Annotated in this window: 22 protein-coding genes; 7 read left to right on the top strand and 15 right to left on the bottom strand. The window is 57.2% G+C overall.

Features of this window, described 5'->3' with window-relative positions; translation table 11 throughout:
* Positions 1–27: 27 nt before the first annotated feature.
* From AABO57_01890 to AABO57_01865, 6 genes are all read left to right on the top strand, one after another.
* Positions 28–702 (top strand): ribonuclease HII, encoded by a 675-nt coding sequence (locus AABO57_01890; GenBank protein MEK6284476.1) that lies wholly within the window; start codon positions 28–30, stop codon positions 700–702.
* 61 nt (positions 703–763) lie between these two features.
* Entirely contained in the window at positions 764–3,877 is a 3,114-nt protein-coding gene (locus tag AABO57_01885) for a tetratricopeptide repeat protein (GenBank protein MEK6284475.1), read from the top strand.
* A 58-nt stretch (positions 3,878–3,935) separates the two neighbouring features.
* Positions 3,936–4,322: a hypothetical protein gene (locus AABO57_01880; GenBank protein MEK6284474.1), complete on the top strand. Its 387-nt coding sequence runs from the start codon at positions 3,936–3,938 to the stop codon at positions 4,320–4,322.
* The gene (locus tag AABO57_01875; protein MEK6284473.1) at positions 4,240–4,875 is read left to right on the top strand and encodes a thiamine phosphate synthase; all 636 of its coding nucleotides are present in this window, start codon (positions 4,240–4,242) and stop codon (positions 4,873–4,875) included. The genes AABO57_01880 and AABO57_01875 overlap by 83 nt, the downstream gene beginning before the upstream one ends.
* Before the next feature lie 88 nt (positions 4,876–4,963).
* Entirely contained in the window at positions 4,964–5,779 is an 816-nt protein-coding gene (gene thiD / locus AABO57_01870) for a bifunctional hydroxymethylpyrimidine kinase/phosphomethylpyrimidine kinase (GenBank protein ID MEK6284472.1), read from the top strand.
* 230 nt (positions 5,780–6,009) lie between these two features.
* Positions 6,010–6,696: a sigma-70 family RNA polymerase sigma factor gene (locus AABO57_01865; protein MEK6284471.1), complete on the top strand. Its 687-nt coding sequence runs from the start codon at positions 6,010–6,012 to the stop codon at positions 6,694–6,696.
* A gap of 128 nt (positions 6,697–6,824) precedes the next feature.
* Here AABO57_01865 and AABO57_01860 read toward each other — a convergent pair whose 3' ends face one another.
* The 13 genes from AABO57_01860 to AABO57_01800 all read right to left on the bottom strand — a co-directional run bounded on the left by AABO57_01860 (position 6,825) and on the right by AABO57_01800 (position 18,673).
* A complete protein-coding gene (locus tag AABO57_01860; protein ID MEK6284470.1) occupies positions 6,825–8,324 on the bottom strand; it encodes a hypothetical protein in 1,500 nt (499 codons plus the stop codon).
* Positions 8,325–8,419: 95 nt separating this feature from the next.
* Complete coding sequence (locus tag AABO57_01855; GenBank protein MEK6284469.1) at positions 8,420–9,301, bottom strand: anti-sigma factor; 882 nt, start codon at positions 9,299–9,301, stop codon at positions 8,420–8,422.
* 118 nt (positions 9,302–9,419) lie between these two features.
* Positions 9,420–10,031 carry a cupin domain-containing protein gene (locus tag AABO57_01850; protein MEK6284468.1) on the bottom strand — a complete coding sequence of 204 codons (612 nt, stop codon included), beginning with the start codon at positions 10,029–10,031 and terminating at the stop codon, positions 9,420–9,422.
* Positions 10,028–10,627, bottom strand: coding sequence for a sigma-70 family RNA polymerase sigma factor (locus AABO57_01845; GenBank protein MEK6284467.1), 600 nt, complete (start codon positions 10,625–10,627; stop codon positions 10,028–10,030). Before AABO57_01845 ends, AABO57_01850 begins: the two co-directional genes overlap by 4 nt.
* Positions 10,628–10,837: 210 nt before the next feature.
* A complete protein-coding gene (locus AABO57_01840; protein MEK6284466.1) occupies positions 10,838–11,557 on the bottom strand; it encodes a metallophosphoesterase in 720 nt (239 codons plus the stop codon).
* 67 nt (positions 11,558–11,624) lie between these two features.
* A complete protein-coding gene (locus AABO57_01835; protein MEK6284465.1) occupies positions 11,625–11,831 on the bottom strand; it encodes a hypothetical protein in 207 nt (68 codons plus the stop codon).
* A complete protein-coding gene (locus tag AABO57_01830) occupies positions 11,815–12,036 on the bottom strand; it encodes a type II toxin-antitoxin system VapC family toxin (GenBank protein ID MEK6284464.1) in 222 nt (73 codons plus the stop codon). The genes AABO57_01835 and AABO57_01830 overlap by 17 nt, the downstream gene beginning before the upstream one ends.
* Complete coding sequence (locus AABO57_01825; GenBank protein ID MEK6284463.1) at positions 12,026–12,244, bottom strand: hypothetical protein; 219 nt, start codon at positions 12,242–12,244, stop codon at positions 12,026–12,028. Before AABO57_01825 ends, AABO57_01830 begins: the two co-directional genes overlap by 11 nt.
* Before the next feature lie 251 nt (positions 12,245–12,495).
* Positions 12,496–14,043, bottom strand: a complete 1,548-nt coding sequence (locus AABO57_01820; GenBank protein MEK6284462.1) for an ATP-binding protein — start codon at positions 14,041–14,043, stop codon at positions 12,496–12,498.
* Positions 14,040–15,410, bottom strand: a complete 1,371-nt coding sequence (locus AABO57_01815) for a sigma-54 dependent transcriptional regulator (GenBank protein ID MEK6284461.1) — start codon at positions 15,408–15,410, stop codon at positions 14,040–14,042. The genes AABO57_01820 and AABO57_01815 overlap by 4 nt, the downstream gene beginning before the upstream one ends.
* Before the next feature lie 303 nt (positions 15,411–15,713).
* Positions 15,714–16,454 carry an ABC transporter ATP-binding protein gene (locus AABO57_01810; protein ID MEK6284460.1) on the bottom strand — a complete coding sequence of 247 codons (741 nt, stop codon included), beginning with the start codon at positions 16,452–16,454 and terminating at the stop codon, positions 15,714–15,716.
* A gap of 34 nt (positions 16,455–16,488) precedes the next feature.
* The gene (locus AABO57_01805; protein ID MEK6284459.1) at positions 16,489–17,742 is read right to left on the bottom strand and encodes an HlyD family efflux transporter periplasmic adaptor subunit; all 1,254 of its coding nucleotides are present in this window, start codon (positions 17,740–17,742) and stop codon (positions 16,489–16,491) included.
* A 265-nt stretch (positions 17,743–18,007) separates the two neighbouring features.
* Entirely contained in the window at positions 18,008–18,673 is a 666-nt protein-coding gene (locus AABO57_01800) for an ABC transporter ATP-binding protein (GenBank protein ID MEK6284458.1), read from the bottom strand.
* A gap of 431 nt (positions 18,674–19,104) precedes the next feature.
* Between AABO57_01800 and AABO57_01795 the strand changes: the two genes are divergently transcribed.
* Positions 19,105–20,457, top strand: a complete 1,353-nt coding sequence (locus AABO57_01795; GenBank protein MEK6284457.1) for a phosphomannomutase/phosphoglucomutase — start codon at positions 19,105–19,107, stop codon at positions 20,455–20,457.
* A gap of 89 nt (positions 20,458–20,546) precedes the next feature.
* Here AABO57_01795 and AABO57_01790 read toward each other — a convergent pair whose 3' ends face one another.
* Together AABO57_01790 and AABO57_01785 are read right to left on the bottom strand one after the other, a co-directional pair.
* Positions 20,547–21,398, bottom strand: a complete 852-nt coding sequence (locus AABO57_01790) for a neutral zinc metallopeptidase (GenBank protein ID MEK6284456.1) — start codon at positions 21,396–21,398, stop codon at positions 20,547–20,549.
* A gap of 205 nt (positions 21,399–21,603) precedes the next feature.
* The gene (locus tag AABO57_01785) at positions 21,604–22,767 is read right to left on the bottom strand and encodes a threonine synthase (GenBank protein MEK6284455.1); all 1,164 of its coding nucleotides are present in this window, start codon (positions 22,765–22,767) and stop codon (positions 21,604–21,606) included.
* Positions 22,768–23,066 lie beyond the last annotated feature (299 nt).

The raw sequence follows: 23,066 nt of genomic DNA, 5'->3' as shown, positions 1-23,066 counted from the left end.
CGTTCATCCGAGAGAGCGACGCTTATCATGGCGTGTAACCTCAAGTTCGAGCGCAAGCTTGTCAGAAGCGGCTACCAGATTATCGCAGGGTCCGACGAGGTCGGGCGAGGGTCGCTTGCTGGTCCGGTTGTAGCAGCGGCGGTCATCTTAAACCACAAGCGCGTACCCAAAGGAATCAACGACTCGAAGCAGCTAACGAGGCGTCAGCGCGAGGAGTTAGCCGCAGAAATCCAGGAGCGAGCCCTTGCCTTTTCAATCGCCCGAATCGAGCACTACGAGATCGATCAAATCAACATTCTAAAGGCCTCTTTGCGCGCGATGGGGCTCGCAATAAAAGCATTGCGACCGTTTCCTGACTATGTTTTAATAGACGGGCATCAACAGGTTCCCGATCTAGACTGCCCTCAGTCGACAATAATCAAAGGTGATTGCCTCTCAGTTTCGGTTGCCGCCGCGTCAATATTGGCGAAGGTAACGCGCGACCAATGGATGAGAGAGTATGACGAGCAGTATCCCGGGTACGGTTTCGCTTCACACGCCGGATACAACACTCGCATGCATCAAGAAGCCATTGCGCGGCTCGGGCCCTCGGCGATTCACCGCCTGACTTTTCGTGGCGTACTCTTTTCGCAAGCCGCTTTTAGCTTCAGCGGCGGCGAAGACGAGCAGCCGGCCCTGTCATCGCTTCCACACTCGGACTAAAAGCACCCCGCCCCTGAACGAGCAGAAAGGATTTTCGGAGGCGTTCGCCTCGGGAGGGGTTATGTCACTAAACAAGTCTAAGGCTCTGCGTACCGCCGAGAAGTACGTGCTGCAGGGCAAGATACCCGCGGCGATAGACGAGTACCGCAAAGTGGTAAGCGCCGACCCGGGTGACCTCACGACAATCAACACGCTCGGGGACCTCTACGTTCGCGCCGGTCGGATTCAGGACGCCATCTCCAACTTTTCGCGCATCGCCGACAGCTATCGCGAGGGCGGCTTCACTCTAAAAGCCATCGCGATGCTGAAGAAGATATCGAAGCTCGACCCGACGAATGTCGAGACCGCTATGAAGCTTGCGAATCTTTATTCGCAACAAGGCCTACTGGTTGAAGCTCGACAACAGTACTTGCGAGTCGCGGACGCCTACGCTCGCGCCGGACAGACACGCAAGGCGCTCGACGCGTATCAAAAGATAGCCGATCTTGACCCTTCCAACACATCCGTACGAATGAAGCTGGGGGAGATATATTCGCGTGAGGGTCTTACCGAACAGTCGCACGAAGCGTTCATAATTGCCGGGGCCGAGTTCCTGCGCAAAGGCGACAGCGAGCAAGCGCTCAACGCCAATCTCAAAGCGATCGTCATCAATCCCGATAGCCGCCAGGCGCTGACCGCGATTGCTACAATCTACACTCAGCAAGGCCAGACCGATCGCGCCATAAACATCCTTTGCGAAGCCTTCGAAAGGAATCCGGGCGATGTCGAGTTGCTGACCATACTGGGCCGCACCTACTTGTCGGCGGGAATGATGGACGACGCGGAGCAAACGTTTCTCAGCCTCGTCGAGCTGGATAAGAACCGATATCACTACTTGCTGGAGGTCGGACGAAGGTTCTTGCAAATCGGCGATCTGGACCGTGCAGCCGAGCAAATCGACGGCTGCATCGATGTGTTGATCGCCAAGCGTGAAGAAGACAAAGCGATAGACTTTCTCCGGCGGGTTCTGGACAAGGAGATGAATCATATTGGTGCGCTAAAGCGGCTGGCGCAAGTCTTCCTGCGCATCCGCGAAGACCACAACCTTATCGCGACGCTCAATTCCCTTGTCGAAGCGGCGATGCGCAAGGGGGACGATCAGGAGGCTATCGCGGCGCTTAGTGAGCTCGCTCGACTTGAGCCCGACGAGCCTCTTCATCTTCAGCGCCTGTACAACCTCGGTGTGCAGGACATAGTCGAAGCGGGCTCGCCCGACGTAGTTCGCGCAACCGGACCGCTCGACTTTCAGTCGGCTGCCTTTGACGATACATTCGTGATCCGGCAAATCTCAGAGGCCGAGATATTGGCTGGCCACGGACAGGTAGATCACGCGGTCGAGATACTGACGGAGATTCTGGTTCACGCGCCGGAGAATGTTCAGGTTCACATGAAGCTGAAGGACATTTATCTTCGAGCAGGGATCATGGACAAGGCTTCGCAGGAATGCCTTCATCTCGCGCGAATACACGAGGGCAGGGGAGAATCGGCTCGCGCCAGTGACTACACCGTAGAAGCGCACCAACTCAATCCGCTAATCGATTCGGCGCCGCCTGCGTCTTCGACTGACCCGGGCCAATGGTTACACGACCCGGCCGGGTCTCTCAGTGAAGCGGCTCCGGAGGCGATGGGCCAGTCGAGCAACGGCGATAGCGGCTTTGAGATACGTGATTCGTCGGGACTTGACTGGAGTCGATATCAGACCGGCGCGCTGATTGACAGCGGCTTCGTGACCGTGCCTGAGGAGATGTCCGTCTCCGGAAATGGGCTGGGCACCGACAACGGATCAAGCCACGAATCTCACCCTCAAGGAACCAACGGGTTCCGTTATAGCGATACGCTTATCGGCGATCCCGGCGAGCGCGATCGCGCTCCGGTAGCGGAGATGGTTTTCAACTCGGCGAGCTTGTTGCCGTCGGACACGATGCCGCGAGTCCTCCGCGACGAACTGGAAGGAATCGACTTCTATATTGCCCAGGGTTATGTCGAGATCGCGCGCGACACATTGGACAGATTGCGAGCCGAAAACGGCGATCACCCGGAGATACTGGTCCGGTACAAACGCCTGGGTGGGAGCTTGAACGTACCTGTCTTTGAATCTGCAGAGCCGGAATCGATAGGGCCGCTTTTGGTTGAGCCCGCCGAGGAAGCTGATGATGTTGTCTTGATGCCCGAGCCTCAAACCGCGCTCGTAGAGGACGAGACCGGCGAAATGTTGGCTCCAGAGCTTGAGATCACCGTCGGTGACGAAGAGACCGGAGCCTCCGTCTACGAGCAAATCGAAGGGGTAGTGCCGGAGTCGAGCGAAGCTCACGACTATGACAAGCCATTCTTCATACAGAAAGAGTCGGGTCCTTTGTATCCAGACCTGCTTGTTCAGTTAAACACCAGCGAGCTGAAGAACCAACCGTCATTCGATGCAGCGCGACCGGTAGCCGGCCAACCGTCCGCGGAGCAGCGCGTGGGCACGGCAGATCTCCTAGAGTCAATCGTATCAAGCATAGATACCTCTTTCGACGCCATCCACGAGCCTGGCCCGACTTTTACCGAGAGAGATGAGTCTCCCATCGACACTCCGCGGGTGTACGCCTCATCTCCTATCGATGAGGCGCCTACGGAGGCAAGCTCGCTGGATATCGGCGACGCGGTCACAAGCGTCCACGACTCGATCGAGGCCAGGTCCGCGCGCGATGAGTTACAAGAGATCTTCGAAGAGCTCAGGGAACAGACTGGCGACTTGAAGCCACTCATCGACTTTGAAACACACTACAGCCTCGGGCTCGCGTACAAGGACATGGACCTGCTTGACGAAGCGATCTCAGAATTCCAGATGGCGTTCAGAACGGCCGGGATCGAAGACCTCGAGGGCGACTGCATTCATTGCTGCAATATGCTTGGGGTGTGCTTCAAGCGGAAGCAAATGCTCAAGGTCGCGATAATGTGGTTCGAGCGCGGACTCAAGATACGTAATAGACTCGAGGACGAGTATCAGGCTCTGAGGTTTGAGATCGGGATCTGCTACGAGGAGATGGGCGAGACCGATAGGGCCATTGAAGCGTTCACAGAGGTATATGGAATCGATGTGAATTACCGCAAGGTGGGCGAAAAGATAAAGCAGTTGCGGGCCGCAAAGACGTAGCATAGACTTTAGGCCGTGGGTTGTGGCCTTTGATCCGCGACACACCTATGCAACGTATATGTCAGTCAAGCTCACAATCGTCTTCTTCATCTTAATCTGTTTTGAGATAGGTATTCTTCTCGTTATCCTTCCGTGGGTCCCAAGTCCGTCCTGGAACGAGAACTATCTGCTGGTGCTTGCCGCCGACAAGATTCACTGGCCGTGGTTGGCGCTTGCGATGAAGAGCGGGTACGCGCGGGGCGCGGTGACTGGCCTGGGTCTGCTAAACATACTGCTGGGCGTGTGGGAGATCATCAACTTCAAGAAGACTGCTCGCGCCTTCCAAACGGAATGGCAAGGTGAGGAGACTTATTCGAGATCGCTTGACGCCGCTGGTATACCTGATAACCGACCGCCGATTGCTGCCGGACCAGACGAGCGTCCCGGACCTGACCCTACTGATTGAGTTTGCAGATCGAGCCGTAGCCGCCGGGGTAGATATGGTTCAGATTCGCGAACCCGACCTCTCGATTCGCGATCTGTTTTCTGCGACTGAAACCATCGGAGAGTCGGCTCGGAGGGCGGGCGCCGCGGTCCTGATCAACGATCGTGCCGACATTGCTGCCTGCACTGCATCCGGGGTACATCTTACAACTCGATCGTTGACCCCCGAAGTGCTGCGCGGCGCGTTCGGCCCGGATATGCTCATCGGAGCATCAACCCACTCATTCGAGGAAGCAAGTGCGGCTCAACACGGCGGCGCCGACTTCATTGTCTTCGGTCCCGTTTTCGAAACGGCGAGTAAGAAGCAGTATGGCGAGCCGGTTGGACTCGAAGTATTGCGCCGGGTCGCGACGAGTTTGACCATTCCGGTTCTGGCGCTCGGAGGCATTAAGGCTTCCAACTTTCGCGAAGCGCTCGACGCCGGCGCCGCGGGCGTGGCTGGCATATCGATGTTTACCGAAGCGCACGATCTCAGTAGACTGGTGGCTACGATAAAGGCTCACGGCGCAGCGTAGACTTCAGTAGCATGGATCGTCTGCGACCCGCCGGTTGGTAAGCTCGCGAATTACCCGAATACGATAGTCTGACGCGATCTAATTCATCATGGTCAAACCCCTCCGGCCGCCTGTTGTGCTGACCATCGCCGGGCTCGACCCTTCAGCGGGCGCCGGGATTCTTGGCGACATCAAGACGATCAGCGCCTTCGGATGCTACGGAATTGCCGCAGTCACCAGTGTGACCTTCCAGAACACGCTCCAGGTCTTTGGAGCGCTCGATCAAACCGGAGAGACCGTACGGCGACAAATCGCGCCGCTATTCGATGACTTTGAGGTTTCAGCCATCAAGACGGGAATGCTGCCGAGCGCTGAGGTCATCCGAGAGGTGGCCGCGCTGATCGAAGCTAGAGCAGTACCTTTGGTGGTTGTCGATCCGGTCTTGAGAAGCACGAGCGGCTTTGACCTGATCGACGAAGGAGCTGTTGACGCGCTGAGCGGTGTTCTGTTTCCGCTGGCGACGCTGGTAACGCCTAATGTTGCCGAGGCCAAACGCATCACAGGCCTGGACATTAGAGATCAACGTGAAATGGAACGCGCGGCTGAGGCCATTCTAAAGATGGGCGCCCGCGCGGCGCTGATTACTGGCGGCGATGCAAATGGGGATTTATCGGCGGACCTTCTACTTGATGCGCAAGGCGCCGTTGTCTACAGCGCGAAACGAATCAGGTCTAAACACACACACGGCACAGGCTGCACTCTGGCTTCTGCGATAGCCTGTTTGCTGGCGCGCGGACGGTCGTTGCGTGAATCGGTTTCAATCGCCAAGCAATACATCAACGCCGGCATTCTCAGCGCACCCGGCCTGGGTCACGGCAACGGGCCACTCAACCACTTTCCTGCAGGGTTTGAAATCGAGAACTGACCTCAAACAGCCGGGAAATTCAGAATTACCCCACATCAACGTGAGAAGATTAAGCTATGAGCGACAACCTGTGATTTGCTATACTCGCTGGCGCGCCTGGCAGGTGGCGCTTCCTCAGAAATAGAAACGGCCCAAAGAGCATTTCATAGTGGGACAGCCTCGGAAGTGTGAAAGCGGAGCGGACTAGTTCGTTTTGCACGGCAGGGAACCGCATGGGGGATGGGAGCTGGGTGGCTGTTGAACTGACGGTCTACGAGCTACTAAAGCGTTGCCTACAGCGTCCGCCCGATGAGGATGCCTGGCAAGAATTTGTCTATCGGTACCACGCGGCGATCCGTGCCAATGTCGCGAAGACCTTTCGGCTCAGGGTAAGTCAAGAAACGGAACGGCGTGCACAGTTCCCCGATGATTTGATCGAAGACCTGGTGCAGGTGGTGTACGTGCGGTTGGTCGAGGAAGGGAACCGCGCGCTGAACCGCTTTGCGGGCGAGCACGAGAATTCAATATTCCGATACCTGGGTATCATCTCGATGAACGTTGTGCGCGATCACTTCAGAGAGGCAAAGGCGCAGAAGAGACCGAAATTAAGCTTCTCGCTTGACGAACTGCTGGCGAACGTGGGCGAAGGAGGGATTTTAAAAAACGCGATCAGCGGCATCAATGGTAAGCCGATGATAGGCGCGACATTGAATCTCACGATGGATGATGTCGAGGCTGCGCTCAAACGCTCGGTCAGCCGACGACATCGAGACCGGGATGCGCTGATTTTCAAGCTTCGTTACTATGAGGGGTTGACGCTCGAGGAGATCAGAAAGGCGCTCGGGCTTGATATCTCTCCAATCGGGATAGGCTCAATACTGAATCGTATCAACGCCAAATTAAGAACGAGATTGTCCCGGCCGGATAAAAGGCTGTAGCACCAGCTACGCACTCGCAACGAGTCTGCTAACATCGGGGCATCGGTGATAAGGGCTTGCTTAATAAGTCGCCCCCCTTTTTGGCCGGCTTAGTTAGTCGGCTGTACCTTAGGTTAGTCAGGCTCACCTCAGTTGCGCGCTGCCATGCTAGTGGCGGCGCGTTCGGCCTCATCCGGCCCGCGAACCGTCCAGTACTTTTTGCGTGCTTCGCTGGCTCGCACTCGCCCACCTATCGTGAAGGCAAGAACAAGCGAGGCAGCAAGAAAAAGCATCGTCACGTCTTTGAAAACGTTCGTAGCGTGCTCGGAAGCGAATAGGCCAACGAGCAAGCCAAGGAGGTAAGCGATCCCGCCAGCAAGAAACAGGACCATTGCGAGACCGATCAAGAAGGTAATGGGGACAGCAACCAACACCAGCAGGTTCTCACCCAGCGAGAGAACAACATTTCTAACCCTGGTGGGGAGACTGTTCTTAACGGTCACCTTCTTCCCGGCCAGGCCTTCGCTGATGACTGTCAGGAATCCACGGCTTGATTGATAGTTGACATGCGAGCGCAGGGGCCCGCCGAGGCCCAGCAGGCGGTGGTTGGTCACTCCACCCCAATGATCGAACCGCTTCAGCTTGCCCGAGATCTTATCAAAAGGATCATAAAAGTTATCCCACTTCATACGGTATGCGGCGGCCTGGAAGCTGGTGGTCGACAACACCTCGGCGCGTTCGCCAACGAATCTCATGCGCCCGATCAGGTCCGTTGTGATCAGCTTGGGCCAAACAAAACGAATCTTCTCGAGCGGGCTGCCGATTGTATAAAGCCGAGTGAGTTGAGCGAGCGGCTCCAAGGAGGATGTCTCAGGTTGCTGCTCTTCTTGCCGGAATCGCGTCAGATTATGACCGCTCAGCGCAAGATGGGTGACAACCGTGCCCAGGCTGTGCGCGACTATCTGAATCTCTGAGCAGCCGTCATCGGAGGCTTGATTTAAGGCTGCATAGAATCGGCCGTGAACCTGCCCAGCTGTGTGGACGAATTGAGAACCCTCTCGGCAGGCGCCTCCGGCCGAATCCACATAGGTGAATACATCGCCTGCGTATTCATCCAGTATCTCATCCAGAACCGTTCTTCTATCTTTCGCCTCGTCCGCGGTCGCTTTGATCCGGCGCCATGAAAACCGGGATGAGTGTGCTGCCTCGGATGGTGGTCGCGTGCCCGAACTGCCGGAATCGGTTTTAGCAGAGTCTCGAATGGCCTGGCATATGGCAGCCAGGAGCCTTGCGCCCTGATACATCAACTGAAAAATCACTCCGACAGGTACGAGCACTAGAGTCCTGAACAGGACGAGGACGAATGAATAATCGCCGGCCGAATAACTACCCGCCCGATAGTGCAACCACGGGAGCCACGTCACCGAGGTCATTAGGTCCTGGTTAAAGCTACCCTTGTTCTCTTTCTTCAGCAGATCAGCCCAGTACACCTCGTACAGCCGAATCAAGCGTGATTCGACCGACAGTGTTCGAGTGTCTTTATTGAAGTGAGCTTCAGGAAAAGCTCTGAGAATCCCTGCGACAAACTGGGAGGTCGTATCTCCGCTCTCCTGCGCGCCGATGCCATGCACCAGAAGTAGCCCGATCATTTGAGGGTCTGGGGGTTTTGTACCGGCCGAACGAGTTTCCATTTCAAGAGGCTGAAACGATGGGTTGAAATAAAAGACAACGCGGCGCCGCTCAGCTATGAAGTCTTGCCCATGGCATAGATCGGCATAGTTGGTTGCTCGGACCCGCCCTCAGGCTCGAGCGTGATCGCCGCTGCGGCGATTTGGGTGACGTTCGAAGGCAACTGCGCAACGATGAAACCGTGACCGGTGTTATCGGGATTGATCAGACCCGCACTGATCTTTGCTTTAGGCGTGACGAACCACACCTGATAAACCTTTCCCTCGGGCGCGGGCGGCAAGTCCGCCGTTACTACCCAGCGTTTGGCTTGCACGTCCCAGTAAACTCGAGCAGACGAATCCGGCGCCGGCTCCTGTCCCTCGAGCGGTATGATTCGCCACTGAGGCGAGCTGAGCACTGAGTTGATTTGGGCCAACTCCATGGATTTCGCGCTCTCTTTGTTGAGCTGCTCTTTGAGTCTGGCATTCTCTTCGAGCGCAGCCGCGACGTCTTTGTCTGCGAACGCCGCCTGCAAGGGCGGGCGTTCAGTCCGCCAAATCGTGAAGGCATACACGAACGCGATCAGGAGCGCAGCGGCAACGGCCCACGGCAAGAGTGTGAGGCTGAACGACGAACGCGCCGGAGCCGCCCTGCGTTGAGCAGCGCCGGCTTGTTCGGGGAAGGGAATCACGGACGCCGACGCAGGTGGCGCTTCTGCAATCTCTTTCTCGATGCGCACCGCGAGCAGGTCGCGCAGGTAAGGTGGGGGCGCAATCGGTGCGGCGGCCACGCCCAGGACCCCGACCACCTGGTGAAACTGCCTCAATTCCACCTCGCACGCCGGACAGCCCTCGCGCAGATGGACGTCGAATGCGCGGGCTTCACGCTGCGATAGCGCGCCCAGCGCATACAGCGCCGCAGTCTCCTGGCCTTCTCTAGTTACGCGATGGTGGTCCAAACTTATGTATCCTTCGCGTCAATCGGCTTGTGCGAGTCCGCTACCGCGAGCCGGGCAGCTTGCGCTACGGCCCAGCAGGGTCTCTGAGGTATCGAAAGCTGGTAGCTTGCGCCAGACCTTAGCGCGCGTCCAACACCTCATAGCGTTCCGGAGCTACTAGCAGAAACAGAGTGCCATCTACCGTATAGGTCGTCTGGTGGATGCTGCCCGCTTCCGCACGGTGATAGTCGCCCGGCCCAAGCCTCTGGCCGGCAACATTACAGTCACCCTCGATGATGAAGAACTGTTCGACGCCAATGTGTTGATGAATGGGCAACGCCGTGCCCGGCTGCATTCTAACGAGCGAAGTTGCGACTCCAACCGCTTGATCCACGTAAAGCTTTTTCAACAAGACGCCATTCTGCAGTTCGCGCCACTCGCCTTCAGAAGCGAGGACCGATACGAACTGCTTCGCATCGCCCGCTCTCGCTGACTCTTCCGGCTGATCGGAGGTGAACTTGCCCAGCCTCGCTAACAACTCCGCTCGCACTCTGGCTGGTGGCTGTTCATCGCGTGCGCTGAAAGCCAACGCCCTCACAGTCTCCGCGAACGATTCAAGCTCCGCACTGCAAGCGTCACACCCTTCAGCAAGATGCTCTTCAAAGGATCGAGCCTCGTGCTGAGAGAGCGCGCCCAGCGCGTACAGCGCTGCAACATCCGTCATCTCGTGAGCGGCTAAACGATCCGTCATAGCTGACCCCCCAGCATTGGGCGAAGCATATCCCGCAGTTTCATCATGCCGAGCCGCGTTCGCGTCTTCACCGTGCCGAGCGGCTGACCTAGCTGAAGCGCGATCTCGCTGTGGCTCAAGCCCGAATAATAGGCCAGCTCAATCACCTCTCGCTGCTCAGCCGATAACGCCTCGAGGGCCGAACGGACCAGTCGCCTTCGCTCGGATGAGACGGTGTCCGCCTCGGGGCTTGCGGTCGTCGCGGTGACCTCGCCTATCGATTCAAGCGACTCTTTTTTCTGGTGCTCATGCTTGCCCAAGCGAAGCCGATCGATCCCGCGCGTGCGAGCGATCGTCATCAGCCAGGCTAGCGGGGCGCCGCGCTTGGCGTCATACGTCGAGGCCTGGCGCCACACCTGTGTGTAGACGTCGAGCACTACCTCTTCTGCGTTGGACCTGTCGCTCACTACGCGCAGGATCAGCCCGAACACCAGCCGGCTTGTCGAGTCGTACAGGGTCGTCAGGGCAAACTGATCCCCATCGGCAACTCTCTTGATGAGCGCCGCCCAGTCCTGATCTCGCGTGCTGAGCTCTCTAGAGTCTTGGGGTGACCCCAATGTTGTTCCCCTCAAATAAGTCTACGCGAGCCCGAGCGCTAATGGATTCACGGTGAATTCCATTCCTCGCGGCTATCCTCAGACTATGTTCGCAGATTACGATGATACAACAAGGACAGCAGTAGGCTAAAGGTTAAATCAGTGATAAAAGCTGGGTATTGTTCGCCAACATGCTCGCGGGTTTGGAGTCGATGAGGCCGGCAGTACCGGTTATTCGTGTTTAGTGACTCTCTGAATCTCGATCTCCGCAGGGGCGAAGTTCACCGCGTCCGCACTTACCAACTTGTAGTTTGTTTTTACACGCACTCCCGTAAGAGCCGTCCTGATGTCGTCGCCGTGTAGATGCCCGTACACACACACGTCTGCGCAGTATTCGTCAATCACCTCCGTGAAGCCAGAAGGCTGATGAGCTTCGTTGGTCGGAGGATAGTGCAGCAGCACTATCGAGACGTCGAACTCGCTCTCGTGACCGCGGAGCGTCCCGAGCGCCGAGCGCAAGCGTCCCAGTTCGCGCTCGTAAATCCTCTCGTCCTTTTCTTCGAAGTGCGAGTCGTTAGGGCAGGTCCACCCTCGCGTGCCAACTACCGCGATCCGATTGACGATGACCGAGTCAGCCTGAATGATTCTGATCGATGGGTGCAACGCGCGGCTCATCTTCGCCTTGCTCTGCCACCAATAGTCGTGATTGCCTTTGACCATCAGCTTGAGCCCTGGCATCTGGCCGATACGTTCAAGATCAGGCAGCGCTTCCTCGAGTCGCATCGCCCAACTGGTGTCTCCGGCTATCAGCACCAGATCCTCGTCATTGACCATTCGCTTCCACGCATCGAATATTTTCTGATCGTGGTCACGCCAGTGCTCGCCGTAGCGATCCATCGTCTTTCCGGTACCGCCAGCGAGGTGTAGGTCTCCGATTGCGAAAACTTTCATCGGATGAATGATACAGGAGTCAGAGGTCAGAAGTCAGAGGTCAGAGACCAGACTGGAGCGCGGAGGATCAGGTTTGCTCAGTCAAGATCGTGAAGCCTGCCTGTTTGAAATCACTATCGAAGGTCAGTGCCTCCACTACCCCTGCCTCCCACATAACAACGAATGAGATGCAATCCACCAAACCCCAATCCTTGTCGTCATACTTCTGATATGTTTCGAATCCCTTCTCAAACAGAGTTGTGCTTATTTTGACTATTTCAGTGTTCTTGTCCACTTCGGAGCACTCTAATAGTCTCGATAGCTTCTTCTCTAAAGTCCTTCGCGAGGGCATTGCCGATCTCTAGGAGAACAGCGTCAGTCGTAACGAGTGGTGAGTTCTCAAATCGATAGGAGAGGGCCTGAGCCTGACTGTGATATTGATCCTTGTCGTTGATTAGAGCGATCACGAATGAGGTATCAACGAAGATTCTATTTGGCATCCTCGCCCTCTAACTCATACAAGTTCGCTTTGATCGAGAGGTCTGGCGATGCCGAAATCCTAATCTTCCGCAGTCTTGCCATCACGCCTTCAGCAGACTCGGCATCCGTGCCGTTCACCTCAAGAGCCTTGATCATCCTGTAAAGTGTTTCCAGGTACTCGTCAGGTACTTTCTCGATTTCCTCGACGATCTTTGCTCTAGTAACCATCAGCCTTCTCCTTTCCAATCTGAATATACTGAGGTCTCTCAGGTCATACAAGTCGGCTGTACAAAGCAGGTTCCCAGGGTGCAGAGTTCCGGGTTTGTGGTTTCTGGTTTGTAGTTCCGGGTTCAGGGGTCCGAGATCGTGGTTTCGGGTGCAGAGTCTCTTGGAGCCTGCAAGTCGGAACCCTGAACCCTGAACCCGGAACTCTGAGCCAGAAACCACAAACCAGAAACCACAAACCCGGAACCCTGCCCTTAGATCGGAAGCCGGAGTCGCGCTTCACAGCCGTGCCCCTTTCGTGTGTTCTCAAGAGTCAGCGTCCCGCCATGCGCCTCTGCGATTTGGCGGCTCAAGACCAGGCCGATTCCGGAGCCGCCCGGCTTTGTGGTGAAGAACGGAACAAACAGATTGCTGGTATTGGAGAGTCCAGGTCCTTCATCTTCGACCCAAACTTCAATTCGTCCGAGAATCCGCCGCCACCCAACTCTGACGCGGCCTCCCGTTTCGAGTGACGCATCGACCGCGTTGCGCAAAAGGTTTATCAGGAGTTGCTCGAGTTGATCGCCGTCCGCGCGGATTGTGATCTCAGGACCGGCGGTCAGCTCGACGTTCATCCGAGTTTCCAGCCTTACGACTCGGTTGATCAGCGCGCTGATGGCGACCGGTTGCAGTCTTGGCAGGGGAAGCCGAGCCAGTCTCGAGTAAGCTTCCATGAATCGATTGAGCGATGCGGCTCTCGCGGCGATCACTCCCAAACCGCGGCGCATGTCTTCCTTCCAGTCAGCCGGCTGTGTCTCGCGAACGACCAGGCTTTCAAGGCTACCGGCAATGGACTTGATTGGAGCTAGCGAGTTGTTGAGCTCGTGACCGAGCACTCTAACCAACCGCTGCCATGCCTCACGTTCTTCTTCGCGGAGTGCGCGGCTGAGATCGGACAGCACAAGCAACTGGTGCGGCGCGCCTCGCTCGCGGAAGATGCTGCGATGGACCTCCCACCGCCCCGCGCCGCCAGGAAACGACATCTGAAGCGTGCGGGTGCTTTCGCCGCTCAAGCAATCGGCAAGCCCGAGATCACTTGCGCTTTTTGTCACGAGCCGCTCGGCAGGTTGAGCCAGAAGTCGCTCACCGGCGCGGTTGACCAGTTTGAGCTTTTGCTCACCGTCGAATGCGAAGATCGCCACTTCAATCTCGGCCATCACAGTCCTGAGAAGGGCGGTGGCTTCCAACGCGCCGAGCCGCTGCTCACGCAAAATCTGCCCCAGGAAATTGACCTCGAGCATCGCCTCGCCCAGAGCATCGTCTCGAGCAGCACCTCGCGCGCGAATAGAAAAGTCGCCTTCGCGCAGCGCGGCAAGCAAGTTGGAAAGAGTCTGTAGCGGAAACACGACGCGCTCGCGCACCGCGTGCGAGAAGCCAAACCAAAAACCGATGATCACTACAGTAAGCGTCCACTGGACCCTTGCCGGGTATGCACCGTCCCAGAGCAGAATGAGCGCGATGAGCACTGCCGGAAATCCTGCCGCAAGCGCCATAAGCAGTATCCGGCGATCGTGCTTGGCAGTGAAGTAGCGGTGTGAGGGTCGCGGCGCCGATTTCGCGCTCGATGAACCCTTCGCTGTGCGCAGGGCCCTGGAATTCGCCGCAATTTCGTTGGAGGATTTGGGAGATGAATTCTCCGATTGTGCCTCGGCAACGTGCTCGGCAGCCGGGCGATCTTCGTCAGCCGGCCGCTCATCCTTGAGGCCGCCAGGGACGACCGGCGACGAGGCAGTCTGCATGGGCCGTACCTTGAGGCTCTTCATAGCCCGAACCGTTGGAGCCGTCTGTAGAGAGCGCTGCGGCTGAGGCCGAGCTTCTCCGCCGCGCGGCTCACATTGCCGTCACACTGCGCAAGCGTTCTCTGAATCAAGAAGCCCTCGACCTCTTCCAGGCTCATGTCCTCCAGCCGGCGCGAGACCTCGCGCCCAGACTGCAAGCCCAAATCGCGAGCCTCCAAACTGGCGCCCAGGGCCATTAGCACGGCACGCTCGACCGCGTGGTCAAGCTCGCGCACGTTGCCCGGCCACGCGTGTTTCAACAGCGCCTGCATCGCCGCGGGGTGGAAACCTTCGACGTTCTTGCGGTAGTGCCGTTCATGCTGGCGAAGAAAGTGCATAGCCATTAGCGGAATATCTTCCCGGCGGTCGCGAAGCGGCGGCAAATGGATCTCGACTGTGTTGAGCCGGAAGAGCAAATCCTGGCGGAAGCGGCCGGCTGAGACTTCTTCGCCGAGATCGGCGTTGGTTGCTGAGATTATTCTCACGTCAGACCGCCGCGTCTTTGAAGAGCCGACGCGCTCAAACTCGCCGGTCTCGAGGACGCGCAGAAGCTTGTTCTGGTGCTTTATTGGAAGGTTGGCGATCTCGTCCAGAAACAGCGTGCCGCCTTCAGCCATCTCGAATCGCCCAACGCGATCTGCCTTCGCATCGGTGAATGCGCCTTTGACGTGCCCAAACATCTCGCTTTCAAACACGCCCTCGGACAGTCCGCCTACGTTGGCGGTGACCATCGGTTTGGAAGTCCTGCTGGACATGACGTGAAGCGTCTGAGCGACGACTCCCTTGCCTGTGCCGTTCTCGCCGGTGATCAGAACGTTCGCGTCAGAAGCGCCGACGCGTTCGATAATCTGAAGGACCGGTTGCATGGCCGGCGATTCGGCGATTAGTTTCGGTTTTCCTTCGTCGCGAAGTATGCGGTTTTCGGCTTCGAGCCGCTGGCCCCTTCTCAGCGCCTGACCGAGTTCCGCCTGAGTGTGCACAATGGTCAGCAGCCTGGCGTTGTCCCAGGGCTTCTGAATGAAATCGCTCGCCCCGCGTCGCATCGCTTCGACCGCGACGTCGACGCTGCTCCAAGCAGTCATCACAACCACCGGCAAAGTGCTGTCGAGCTTTTGAATCCGAGAAAGCAAGTCCAGGCCTTCCTGCCCGGACGTCGTGTCGCGGGTGTAGTTGAGGTCCATCAACAGAACGTCGAAGTCTCGCTCCTCGATCGATCTGATAATGTCGGCAGGCTTCTTGACTGTTTCAATCTGATATCGTTCGGACTTCAAGAGCAGACGGAGCGCTTCCAGGACGTCCGGCTGATCGTCTGCAATCAACACTCTGGGTGTGAATGAGTCGAGCGCTTTCATATGTGATTCGCAACAGTCGTGCTTAAATACTAACCTCAGTACTGGTCTAAGACTAGCCGCGTTTTACGGCTCCGCAGGTTGGTCGGAAGTAGGGCCGGGGGGCGAGATCAATATGTGTGAAGGCCTGCATTTGCTGGCGCAGACTCTAGCCTGTGCAATGGCAACCGCATTGAAAATTGAAAACTGAAAAACGAAAAATGAAAATTGTGGGATCCGAAAAAGATGCTAAGGTCACGAAATTCGCAATTTTCAATTTTCAATATTTTCCGGCGAGTAAACGTCACGCAAACCGGGCCTGCGCCACTAGACCTTCTCGAAGCCGCTTTCCTGCATCTCGTGCTCAGCCTTGGGTTCGTGCTCTTCGTCCACGACGCGGCCGTCGAAAAGATGTACTTGCCGGTCCGCGTGCCGCGCGTATCGGGGATCGTGGGTGACCATGCAGACAGTCGCGCCTTGCCCGTGCAATTCGCGCAGCAATTCCATCACCGCTTCGCCGTTTGTCGAGTCGAGATTTCCGGTAGGCTCGTCCGCAAGCAGTATCAACGGATCGCCGGCCACGGCTCGGGCGACAGCGACGCGCTGCTGCTGACCGCCGGAGAGCTGACTCGGAAGGTGCTTGGCGCGGTGAGCCATGCCAACGCGTTCGAGCGCTTCCATCACTCGCTTCTTGCGTTCGGCGGCCTTGGTGCCGCGATAGGTCAACGGCAACTCGACGTTTTCGAAAACATTGAGGTCGCCGATCAGATTGAAACTTTGAAAAATGAAACCGATCTCACGGTTTCGAACTCGCGCGCGTTCAGACAGCGGCAGGTCCGAAACCGGCTTGCCCGCCAGCGAGTAGGTTCCGTCGGTTGGCGAATCCAGCAAACCGAGAATGGATAGCAACGTCGATTTGCCGCAGCCCGAGGGCCCGGCAATCGAGATGTATTCGCCCTTCTTGATTTCCATGTGAATGCCTGAAAGGGCGTGGGTCTCAACCTCGTCGGTGAGAAATACCTTAGTTACACCGTCGAGCCGAAGCAGCGGTTGGTCGCTAGCACTCATTTGGTTTCGTTCCTCCCAAGAGTTTAGTCGGTTGTCAGTTCAGACGAATTCGATCTGAGTTGTCCCACTGGGACGTGTCCGAGAGGATCACTACATCACCCTCTTTAAGGCCATCAAGAACTTCAATCGTCGTAACGGAGCCGCGGCCCAGCTTGACCTGAACGCGGGCCGCACCTGCCTTATCCGGGTCGACCTTGAAGATGCCGACCGTCGCGTTCTCCTGTCCGTGTACGGGCCGATTGACGTACAGTATGTTATCGAGCTTCTCTAGTTGGATTGTGCCGTCGACGCTCAAGTCGGGGACGGCGCCCTTTGGCAGCTCGCCTTCAAGCGATGCGTCCACCGTGCGCGTGCCGTTCTGGACTGAAGGGTCGATCCGAATCACCCGGCCGGCGATTATTCCGTTGCGCGTGTCAACCGCCACCGGCTGGCCGAGTTGAATGTCCTTCGCTTGAGTTTCAGCAATCTTCAACTCTGCCTTAAGCTTTTTCGGGTTTGCTACTCTCGCCAGTTCCTGGCCGAGGGTGACCTGCTGGCCGACTTGAACTGCAACTGTCTGTAGTTCGCCGTCGATTCCCGCCCGCACCTTCAGCGCGTCAAGCTGTTTGCGTTTGAGCTGCACCGCGTCCCTGAGTTGGCGAACTTTCTCATCTTCGGCGGCAAGCCTGGCTTTGGCCTCCTCGCGGCTGGCGGCCAGGCGTTTGGTTTCCAGCCCGACGCGATTCTCGGCGTCTTGCGCAGTGATTCTCGACAAATCCACTTCCAGCCTTGACTTCAAATCTTTCTTGCCTAAAGAGTCGTTCACTTCAAACTGCATCTTTGCTTTGTTGAAGTCGGATTTCGCCTGGAGGAGGGTTGCCTCCTGATCGAGGATTTGCTTGTCGAGTTGGACCTTCAAAGTCGTGAGGTTCGCCGCCGCGCCGCGAAGTTGAGACTCCGCGTCAACAAAGGCCTGCTGTATTTCGGGATTGGTCAAATCGAACAAAACGGTATCGGCTTTGACCTGCGCGCCGGGCTGGACGAGTCTCTTCTCAATTCGGCCCGTGCTGATAGCCGGAACATAGCGAATCTCTTCAGGCACCAGCGTGCCCAAACCACGAACCTGGCGAAGCATCGATCCACGCACGACTGTGCCGTTCCACAGAGTATCACGGTCAACGCTGGGAGCGGCGGGCTTCAGTTTCGACACGCCCACGGTTATCAGCGCTACGGCGACCACCGCCGTAAGTGCGTACAGGATTCTTCGAACTCGACGCTTCTTGGCTGCAGATTTACGCGGTATGTCCATGCTTCCTCCAACTACTTCTAAGGAAGTTCCGTGCCATCGGGACGGCCCGGCTTAACTCGTTGCGTGCTTCATCTTAACACAACCGCGACGCTGCGCGTAAGCCATCTGGCTTTTCAATTCTGGGAACTCCGTGTTCAGAAGCGGACAAGGAAACAAGGCAAAAGTAAAAAGGCAAAAGGAAAAAGTTCGCGCTCCACCGAGCCCGGCGCCGCAATATGACATGGCCATCTTACTTTTGCCTTTTGCCTTTGTCCTTTTGCCTTCTTCAGTCATTCACCACCCAACCGTCCCTCAGCTTGATGATCCGGTGTCCGTAGGAGGCATTCACTTCAGAGTGCGTAACCTGAATGATAGTCGTGCCTGACTCGTTGAGCCTCTTGAACAATTCCATGATTTCTTTGCCCTGGTCCGAATGCAGGTTGCCGGTCGGCTCGTCTGCAAGAATCACCTTTGGGTTCGCTATGACCGCGCGAGCGACGCCGACCAACTGTTGCTGGCCGCCTGATAACTGAGTCGGATAAAGATTTCGCTTGCCGACGATCTGAAAACGGTCGAGCACGTCGCAGACGATGCTTTCGCGCTCTGCTTTTTTGACGTCCCGGTAAGACAACGGTACCTCGAGATTCTCGTAGACGGTCATGTGATCAAGCAGATGATAGCTCTGAAACACGAAGCCGATGTTCTTGTTGCGAAGGTCGGCTCGCTCCTTCTTGCCCAGTTTGTGAACCGGTTGTTCGAGAAAGTTGAACTCGCCGGTCCACGAACTATCGTGCATGCCAAGGATGTGAAGCAGTGTAGATTTGCCGGCGCCCGAGGGCCCCATTATCGAAACAAACTCGCCCGCCTTGATGTCTATGTTTACGCGGCGAAGCACGAATGTCTTACCCACGCCTGATTCGAAAAACTTCTCAAGGTTGCGTAACGCGATCATGGCTGAACTCCTATATTTCCAAACATGGTCTCGCCGGATCTTGTGGCGTTCGATTAAGGTGATGATACACGAAACAACGCTGCGGCCAAAGAAATCCAAGCGAATCGAAAGATCATACTAGCCAAGTTACGTGCCACTCGAAAACGCCGAGACTAGCGGCGAAATTGCGCGGCTTAATCGCTACCGAAGCGCGGAAGACGGTTCGCGCTTTCCGCTTGTGGGAATTGGATTGCCCACAATCGAACAACAAAAAGGTTCCGAGTTCAGGGTTCCGCGTTCAGAGTTCCGGGTTCTCCGCTTAGGGAGCAACACGCTTTGAAGCAAGAACTCTGAACCACGAACCCTGAACCCTGAACCCGAAACCCTGAACCGCTTCGTTGCCCTTTGCCCGCCGGTGCGCAAGAATCATTGACGAAAAGGGAGAAGACCAGGTGAACGAGCACATCTTTCGCGAGTATGACATCAGGGGAGTTGTGGATAAGGACCTCACGGATGAGACAGTGTACGACCTGGCTCGTGCATTCGGCACCTTCTTCCGGGCGAACGGCGCTACTCACGTGAGTCTCGGCCGCGACGCGCGCGAAAGCTCTCCGCGTTTTCGCGACATCATGATTCGCGGGCTGTTCGAGACCGGCTGCGACGTGCTTGACGTTGGAATGGTGCCCACGCCGGTGCTCTACTTCACGCTGTTCACCCAGCCAGTGGACGCAGGAGTGATGATAACCGGGAGTCACAATCCCGCCGACAATAACGGCTTCAAGGTGTGCTTGGGGAAGAGCACCATCTTCGGCGAACAGATCGCGGAGATCAAGCGCATCGCCTTGTCGCGAAGCTTCGCTGGCGGCCGCGGCGCCATGCAAGATCGCGACGTCGTCTCCGCCTATCGCGAACACCTCCGGTCGAGCATAAAAGTTGGACCGCGGCCGCTAACAGTCGTCGTCGATGCAGGCAACGGAATGGGCGGGTTTATTGGCGCGCCGCTCTATCGAGACCTGGGTTGCGAGGTCATCGAGTTGTTCTGTGAACCCGACAGCCAATTCCCGAATCATCACCCCGATCCCACCGTCGTAGAGAACATGCGCTTCGCCGTCGACGCTGTGCGCGAGCACAAGGCGGATCTGGCAATCGCGTTCGACGGCGACGCCGATCGAATCGGAGTCGTGGACGAAACGGGAAGAATCGTCTGGGGCGATGAGTTGATGGTTATCTTCTCGCGCGAGATTCTGAAGAAAAGTCCGGGCTCAACGTTCATCGCCGAGGTGAAGTGCTCGCAGACGTTGTTCGACGACATCGCTCGTCACGGCGGCAACCCGATCATGTGGAAGGTTGGCCACTCGCTGATCAAAGCGAAGATGAAGGAGACCAATGCCGCGATGGCAGGCGAGATGAGCGGGCATCTGTTTTTTGCCGACCGGTATTTCGGCTACGACGATGGAATCTACGCGGGAGCAAGATTGATCGAGATACTAACTAACACCGAGCGGCCGCTCTCGGCGCTTCTGGCTGATCTTCCGCGCATGGTGTCCACGCCTGAGATTCGAGTCGATTGCCCGGACGAGAAGAAGTTTGAAGTGGTTCGAGTTCTAACCGCAGAGTTCAAGAAGACTCATCAGGTGATCGACCTCGACGGCGCGCGGATTCTGTTCGAACACGGTTGGGGATTGGTGCGCGCTTCGAACACGCAGCCGGTTATCGTGATGCGATTCGAGGCAGATAGCCAGGAACACCTTGACCAGATTCAAACACTGGTCTCATCGGCGGCTAAGCGGCTGATTCCCGACTGATGGCTATTTGGAGTTGTCCCGTAAAAGGCCGTCGTGACGTTGACTCCGTCGTCAGAGCCTGGATTAATCAGGCTCGCTTCCGCTTTCGCCTAAAGGCTCGTAGCGCCGAAGGTATCTCCCTGGCGAATGTCACCGCTCTCAAATCCCTTTCGAAACCAGCGGACGCGTTGCTCGGACGTGCCGTGGGTGAAAGAGTCAGGCACAACGCGCCCCTGAGATTCGCGCTGGAGCCGGTCGTCGCCGATGGCGCTTGCCGCCCCAAGCGCTTCCTCAATGTCTCCGGGCTCGACGATGCCTCGTATTTTTGCGTAATGCGCCCACACCCCGGCGAGGAAATCAGCTTGAAGCTCGAGTCTGACCGAGAGCTGATTCGCCCCTTCTTTTCTCATGCCGCCCTGGGCGCTATTCACCTTCTCCATCGTACCAAGGAGGTGTTGGATGTGGTGGCCGATTTCGTGTGCGATCACGTACGCCTGCGCAAAGTCTCCCGGAGCGCGAAACCGCGTTTTCAACTCGCGGTAGAATCCGAGGTCAATGTAAACCTTCTGATCGCCCGGACAGTAGAACGGACCGACCGCGGCGCCGGCGACGCCACACCCGGAACGGACCTGGTCGGTGAACAGAACAAGCTTGGGTACCCTGTATTGCTTGCCCGATTGGCGAAAGATGTCAGTCCAAACGTCCTCGGTGTCGGCGAGTACTGCCCCGACAAACCCTCGGAGTTCCGCCTCCTCAGGGTTCGCCGGGCGCGAGGTCGCGGGGCCTGAGCCCGGATCTTCGCCTTGGGCTTGTTCCAACAACTGCCGCGGGTCTGCGCCAAGCAGGAGTGCGATCACCAGGACCACGATACCGCCGAGCCCGCCTCCGATGGCCATCCCTCCGCGTGAAACACCTCGCCGATCCTCAACGTTGTCGCTTTGTCGTCGGTCTCTCCAGAGCATGAGCCATTCCCCCCTTTGTGCGTCCTTTGAGATTATCGCACGGCGCGATGAGCTTCGAAACTCGCTCGCTAAGGTTAGCCGGTGACGCGCTCAGCTCGCCGGCTCTCAGAATCCCGTGGGGTGAAGTGTTAATCTTGCGTAAGCTCCTCAAGAAGAGTCTACGCTTTTTAGGTGGAGTGCCGGGACGGTTCGAAGAATTGCGGGCTCATTGAGGGAACGCCTCGAGGTACTTTACACCTGTGCCGGTGTTGAACAAGACGATCCTCTCACTGCGATCGACAAGACCTCGTTCGAGCAACGTCTTCAATGCAGGGAGGCACGCTGCTCCTTCAGGCGCCGCGAAGACTCCTTCGGCCGATCCGATTTCCTTCACTGCCGCAATCAACTCTTCATCAGTCACCGACACCGCTGTGCCGCCGCTCCTACGTAAGATGTCGAGCATGATGAAATCGCCGACCGCTTTTGGGACTCTCAACCCGGATGCCACGGTATGAGCATCGGGAACATCCACGCCCTCGGTTGCCCCTGCCGCGAAGGCCTTCACGATAGGCGCGCAGCCTTCCGCTTGAACCGTAACCATTCTCGGGCGCCGTGAGTCGATCCAGCCCATCCGTTCCATCTCGTCAAACGCCTTCCACATCCCTATCAAACCTGTGCCGCCGCCGGTCGGGTAAAAAATCACATCGGGAAGCTCCCAGTTGAATTGCTCCCCCAGCTCGTAGCCCATCGTCTTCTTGCCCTCGACTCGATAAGGTTCTTTCAACGTTGAAACGTCGAACCAGCCTTCCGCCGACTTTCTTTCGGCGATGATCTTTCCACAGTCGGTGATCAATCCATCGATTAAGGTTACGTGAGCGCCGGTCTGCTGGCACTCGATAATGTTGGCCTTGGGAGTATCGCGCGGCATGAAGATGAAAGCCGGTATGCCGGCCTTCGCCGCATAAGCCGCAAGCGCTCCCGCCGCGTTGCCGGCCGACGGTACGGCGAGCTGCTTGACTCCGAGTTCTTTCGCCATCGAGATCGCGACCGCCATCCCCCGAGCTTTGAATGAACCGGTCGGGTTTACGCCTTCGTCCTTGATGAAGAGGTTCGACAAGCCGAGCTTCGCGCCCAATCGTTCGGCCTTCAACAGCGGCGTCATCCCTTCGCCCAGCGTGAGCTTGTTCTGATCGTCTTCGAGCGGCAACACCTCGCGGTAGCGCCATAAGTTCGGCTCGCGGCCGGCAAGCGATTCGCGTGTGAGAGTTCGCGCTGCAGCCTCGAGGTCGTAGGCGACCATCAGCGGCTTGCCGCACTCGCACAGGTTGTAAAGCTTTCTCGGTTCATATGTAGTGCCGCACGCTGAACAGTGGAGATGAGTGACGTTCATTGATGCTCCTCGATTTGCTGGATGAAGTGCACGAGTATAAGCGCCGAACCGAGGCTAGGCAATCGTTGCGATACCTTGGGCCGGTCCTTCGGAGCCAGGGTCTCCAAAGCACGCGCTAGCTATAGGAAAGGTCGCGTTCCGCCGATCGCAGGCTTCGGTAGAGTCGGTGATCAGCAAACTGGTCAAGCTCGCGGTCGGGAAGGTGGGCTTGCCCCCGCTGTTTGTTCCAGAGAGAGCACACGGGGGCCAACCCACCCTACACAAACCGCCCAAGGGGGGCAATGCCCAAAAAGGGCGGG

Source organism: Acidobacteriota bacterium (genome assembly GCA_038040445.1).
Classification (GTDB): domain Bacteria; phylum Acidobacteriota; class Blastocatellia; order UBA7656; family UBA7656; genus Onstottus_A; species Onstottus_A frigus.
The sequence above is the reverse complement of the archived record's forward strand: the minus strand, read 5'-3'. Positions and strand labels throughout refer to the sequence as shown.

Bases quoted from the DNA above. Each gene is read 5' to 3' on its own strand.
- AABO57_01800 (MEK6284458.1), bottom strand. From the start codon at position 18,673: ATGATCGCGTTACGCAACCTTGAGAAGTTTTTCGAATCAGGCGTGGGT.
- AABO57_01790 (MEK6284456.1), bottom strand. From the start codon at position 21,398: ATGCTCTGGAGAGACCGACGACAAAGCGACAACGTTGAGGATCGGCGA.
- AABO57_01840 (MEK6284466.1), bottom strand. From the start codon at position 11,557: ATGAAAGTTTTCGCAATCGGAGACCTACACCTCGCTGGCGGTACCGGA.
- AABO57_01820 (MEK6284462.1), bottom strand. From the start codon at position 14,043: ATGAAGAGCCTCAAGGTACGGCCCATGCAGACTGCCTCGTCGCCGGTC.
- AABO57_01815 (MEK6284461.1), bottom strand. From the start codon at position 15,410: ATGAAAGCGCTCGACTCATTCACACCCAGAGTGTTGATTGCAGACGAT.
- thiD (MEK6284472.1), top strand. From the start codon at position 4,964: ATGGTCAAACCCCTCCGGCCGCCTGTTGTGCTGACCATCGCCGGGCTC.
- AABO57_01850 (MEK6284468.1), bottom strand. From the start codon at position 10,031: ATGACGGATCGTTTAGCCGCTCACGAGATGACGGATGTTGCAGCGCTG.
- AABO57_01885 (MEK6284475.1), top strand. From the start codon at position 764: ATGTCACTAAACAAGTCTAAGGCTCTGCGTACCGCCGAGAAGTACGTG.
- AABO57_01830 (MEK6284464.1), bottom strand. From the start codon at position 12,036: ATGCCAAATAGAATCTTCGTTGATACCTCATTCGTGATCGCTCTAATC.
- AABO57_01890 (MEK6284476.1), top strand. From the start codon at position 28: ATGGCGTGTAACCTCAAGTTCGAGCGCAAGCTTGTCAGAAGCGGCTAC.
- AABO57_01805 (MEK6284459.1), bottom strand. From the start codon at position 17,742: ATGGACATACCGCGTAAATCTGCAGCCAAGAAGCGTCGAGTTCGAAGA.
- AABO57_01825 (MEK6284463.1), bottom strand. From the start codon at position 12,244: ATGGTTACTAGAGCAAAGATCGTCGAGGAAATCGAGAAAGTACCTGAC.
- AABO57_01860 (MEK6284470.1), bottom strand. From the start codon at position 8,324: ATGATCGGGCTACTTCTGGTGCATGGCATCGGCGCGCAGGAGAGCGGA.
- AABO57_01785 (MEK6284455.1), bottom strand. From the start codon at position 22,767: ATGAACGTCACTCATCTCCACTGTTCAGCGTGCGGCACTACATATGAA.
- AABO57_01880 (MEK6284474.1), top strand. From the start codon at position 3,936: ATGTCAGTCAAGCTCACAATCGTCTTCTTCATCTTAATCTGTTTTGAG.
- AABO57_01810 (MEK6284460.1), bottom strand. From the start codon at position 16,454: ATGAGTGCTAGCGACCAACCGCTGCTTCGGCTCGACGGTGTAACTAAG.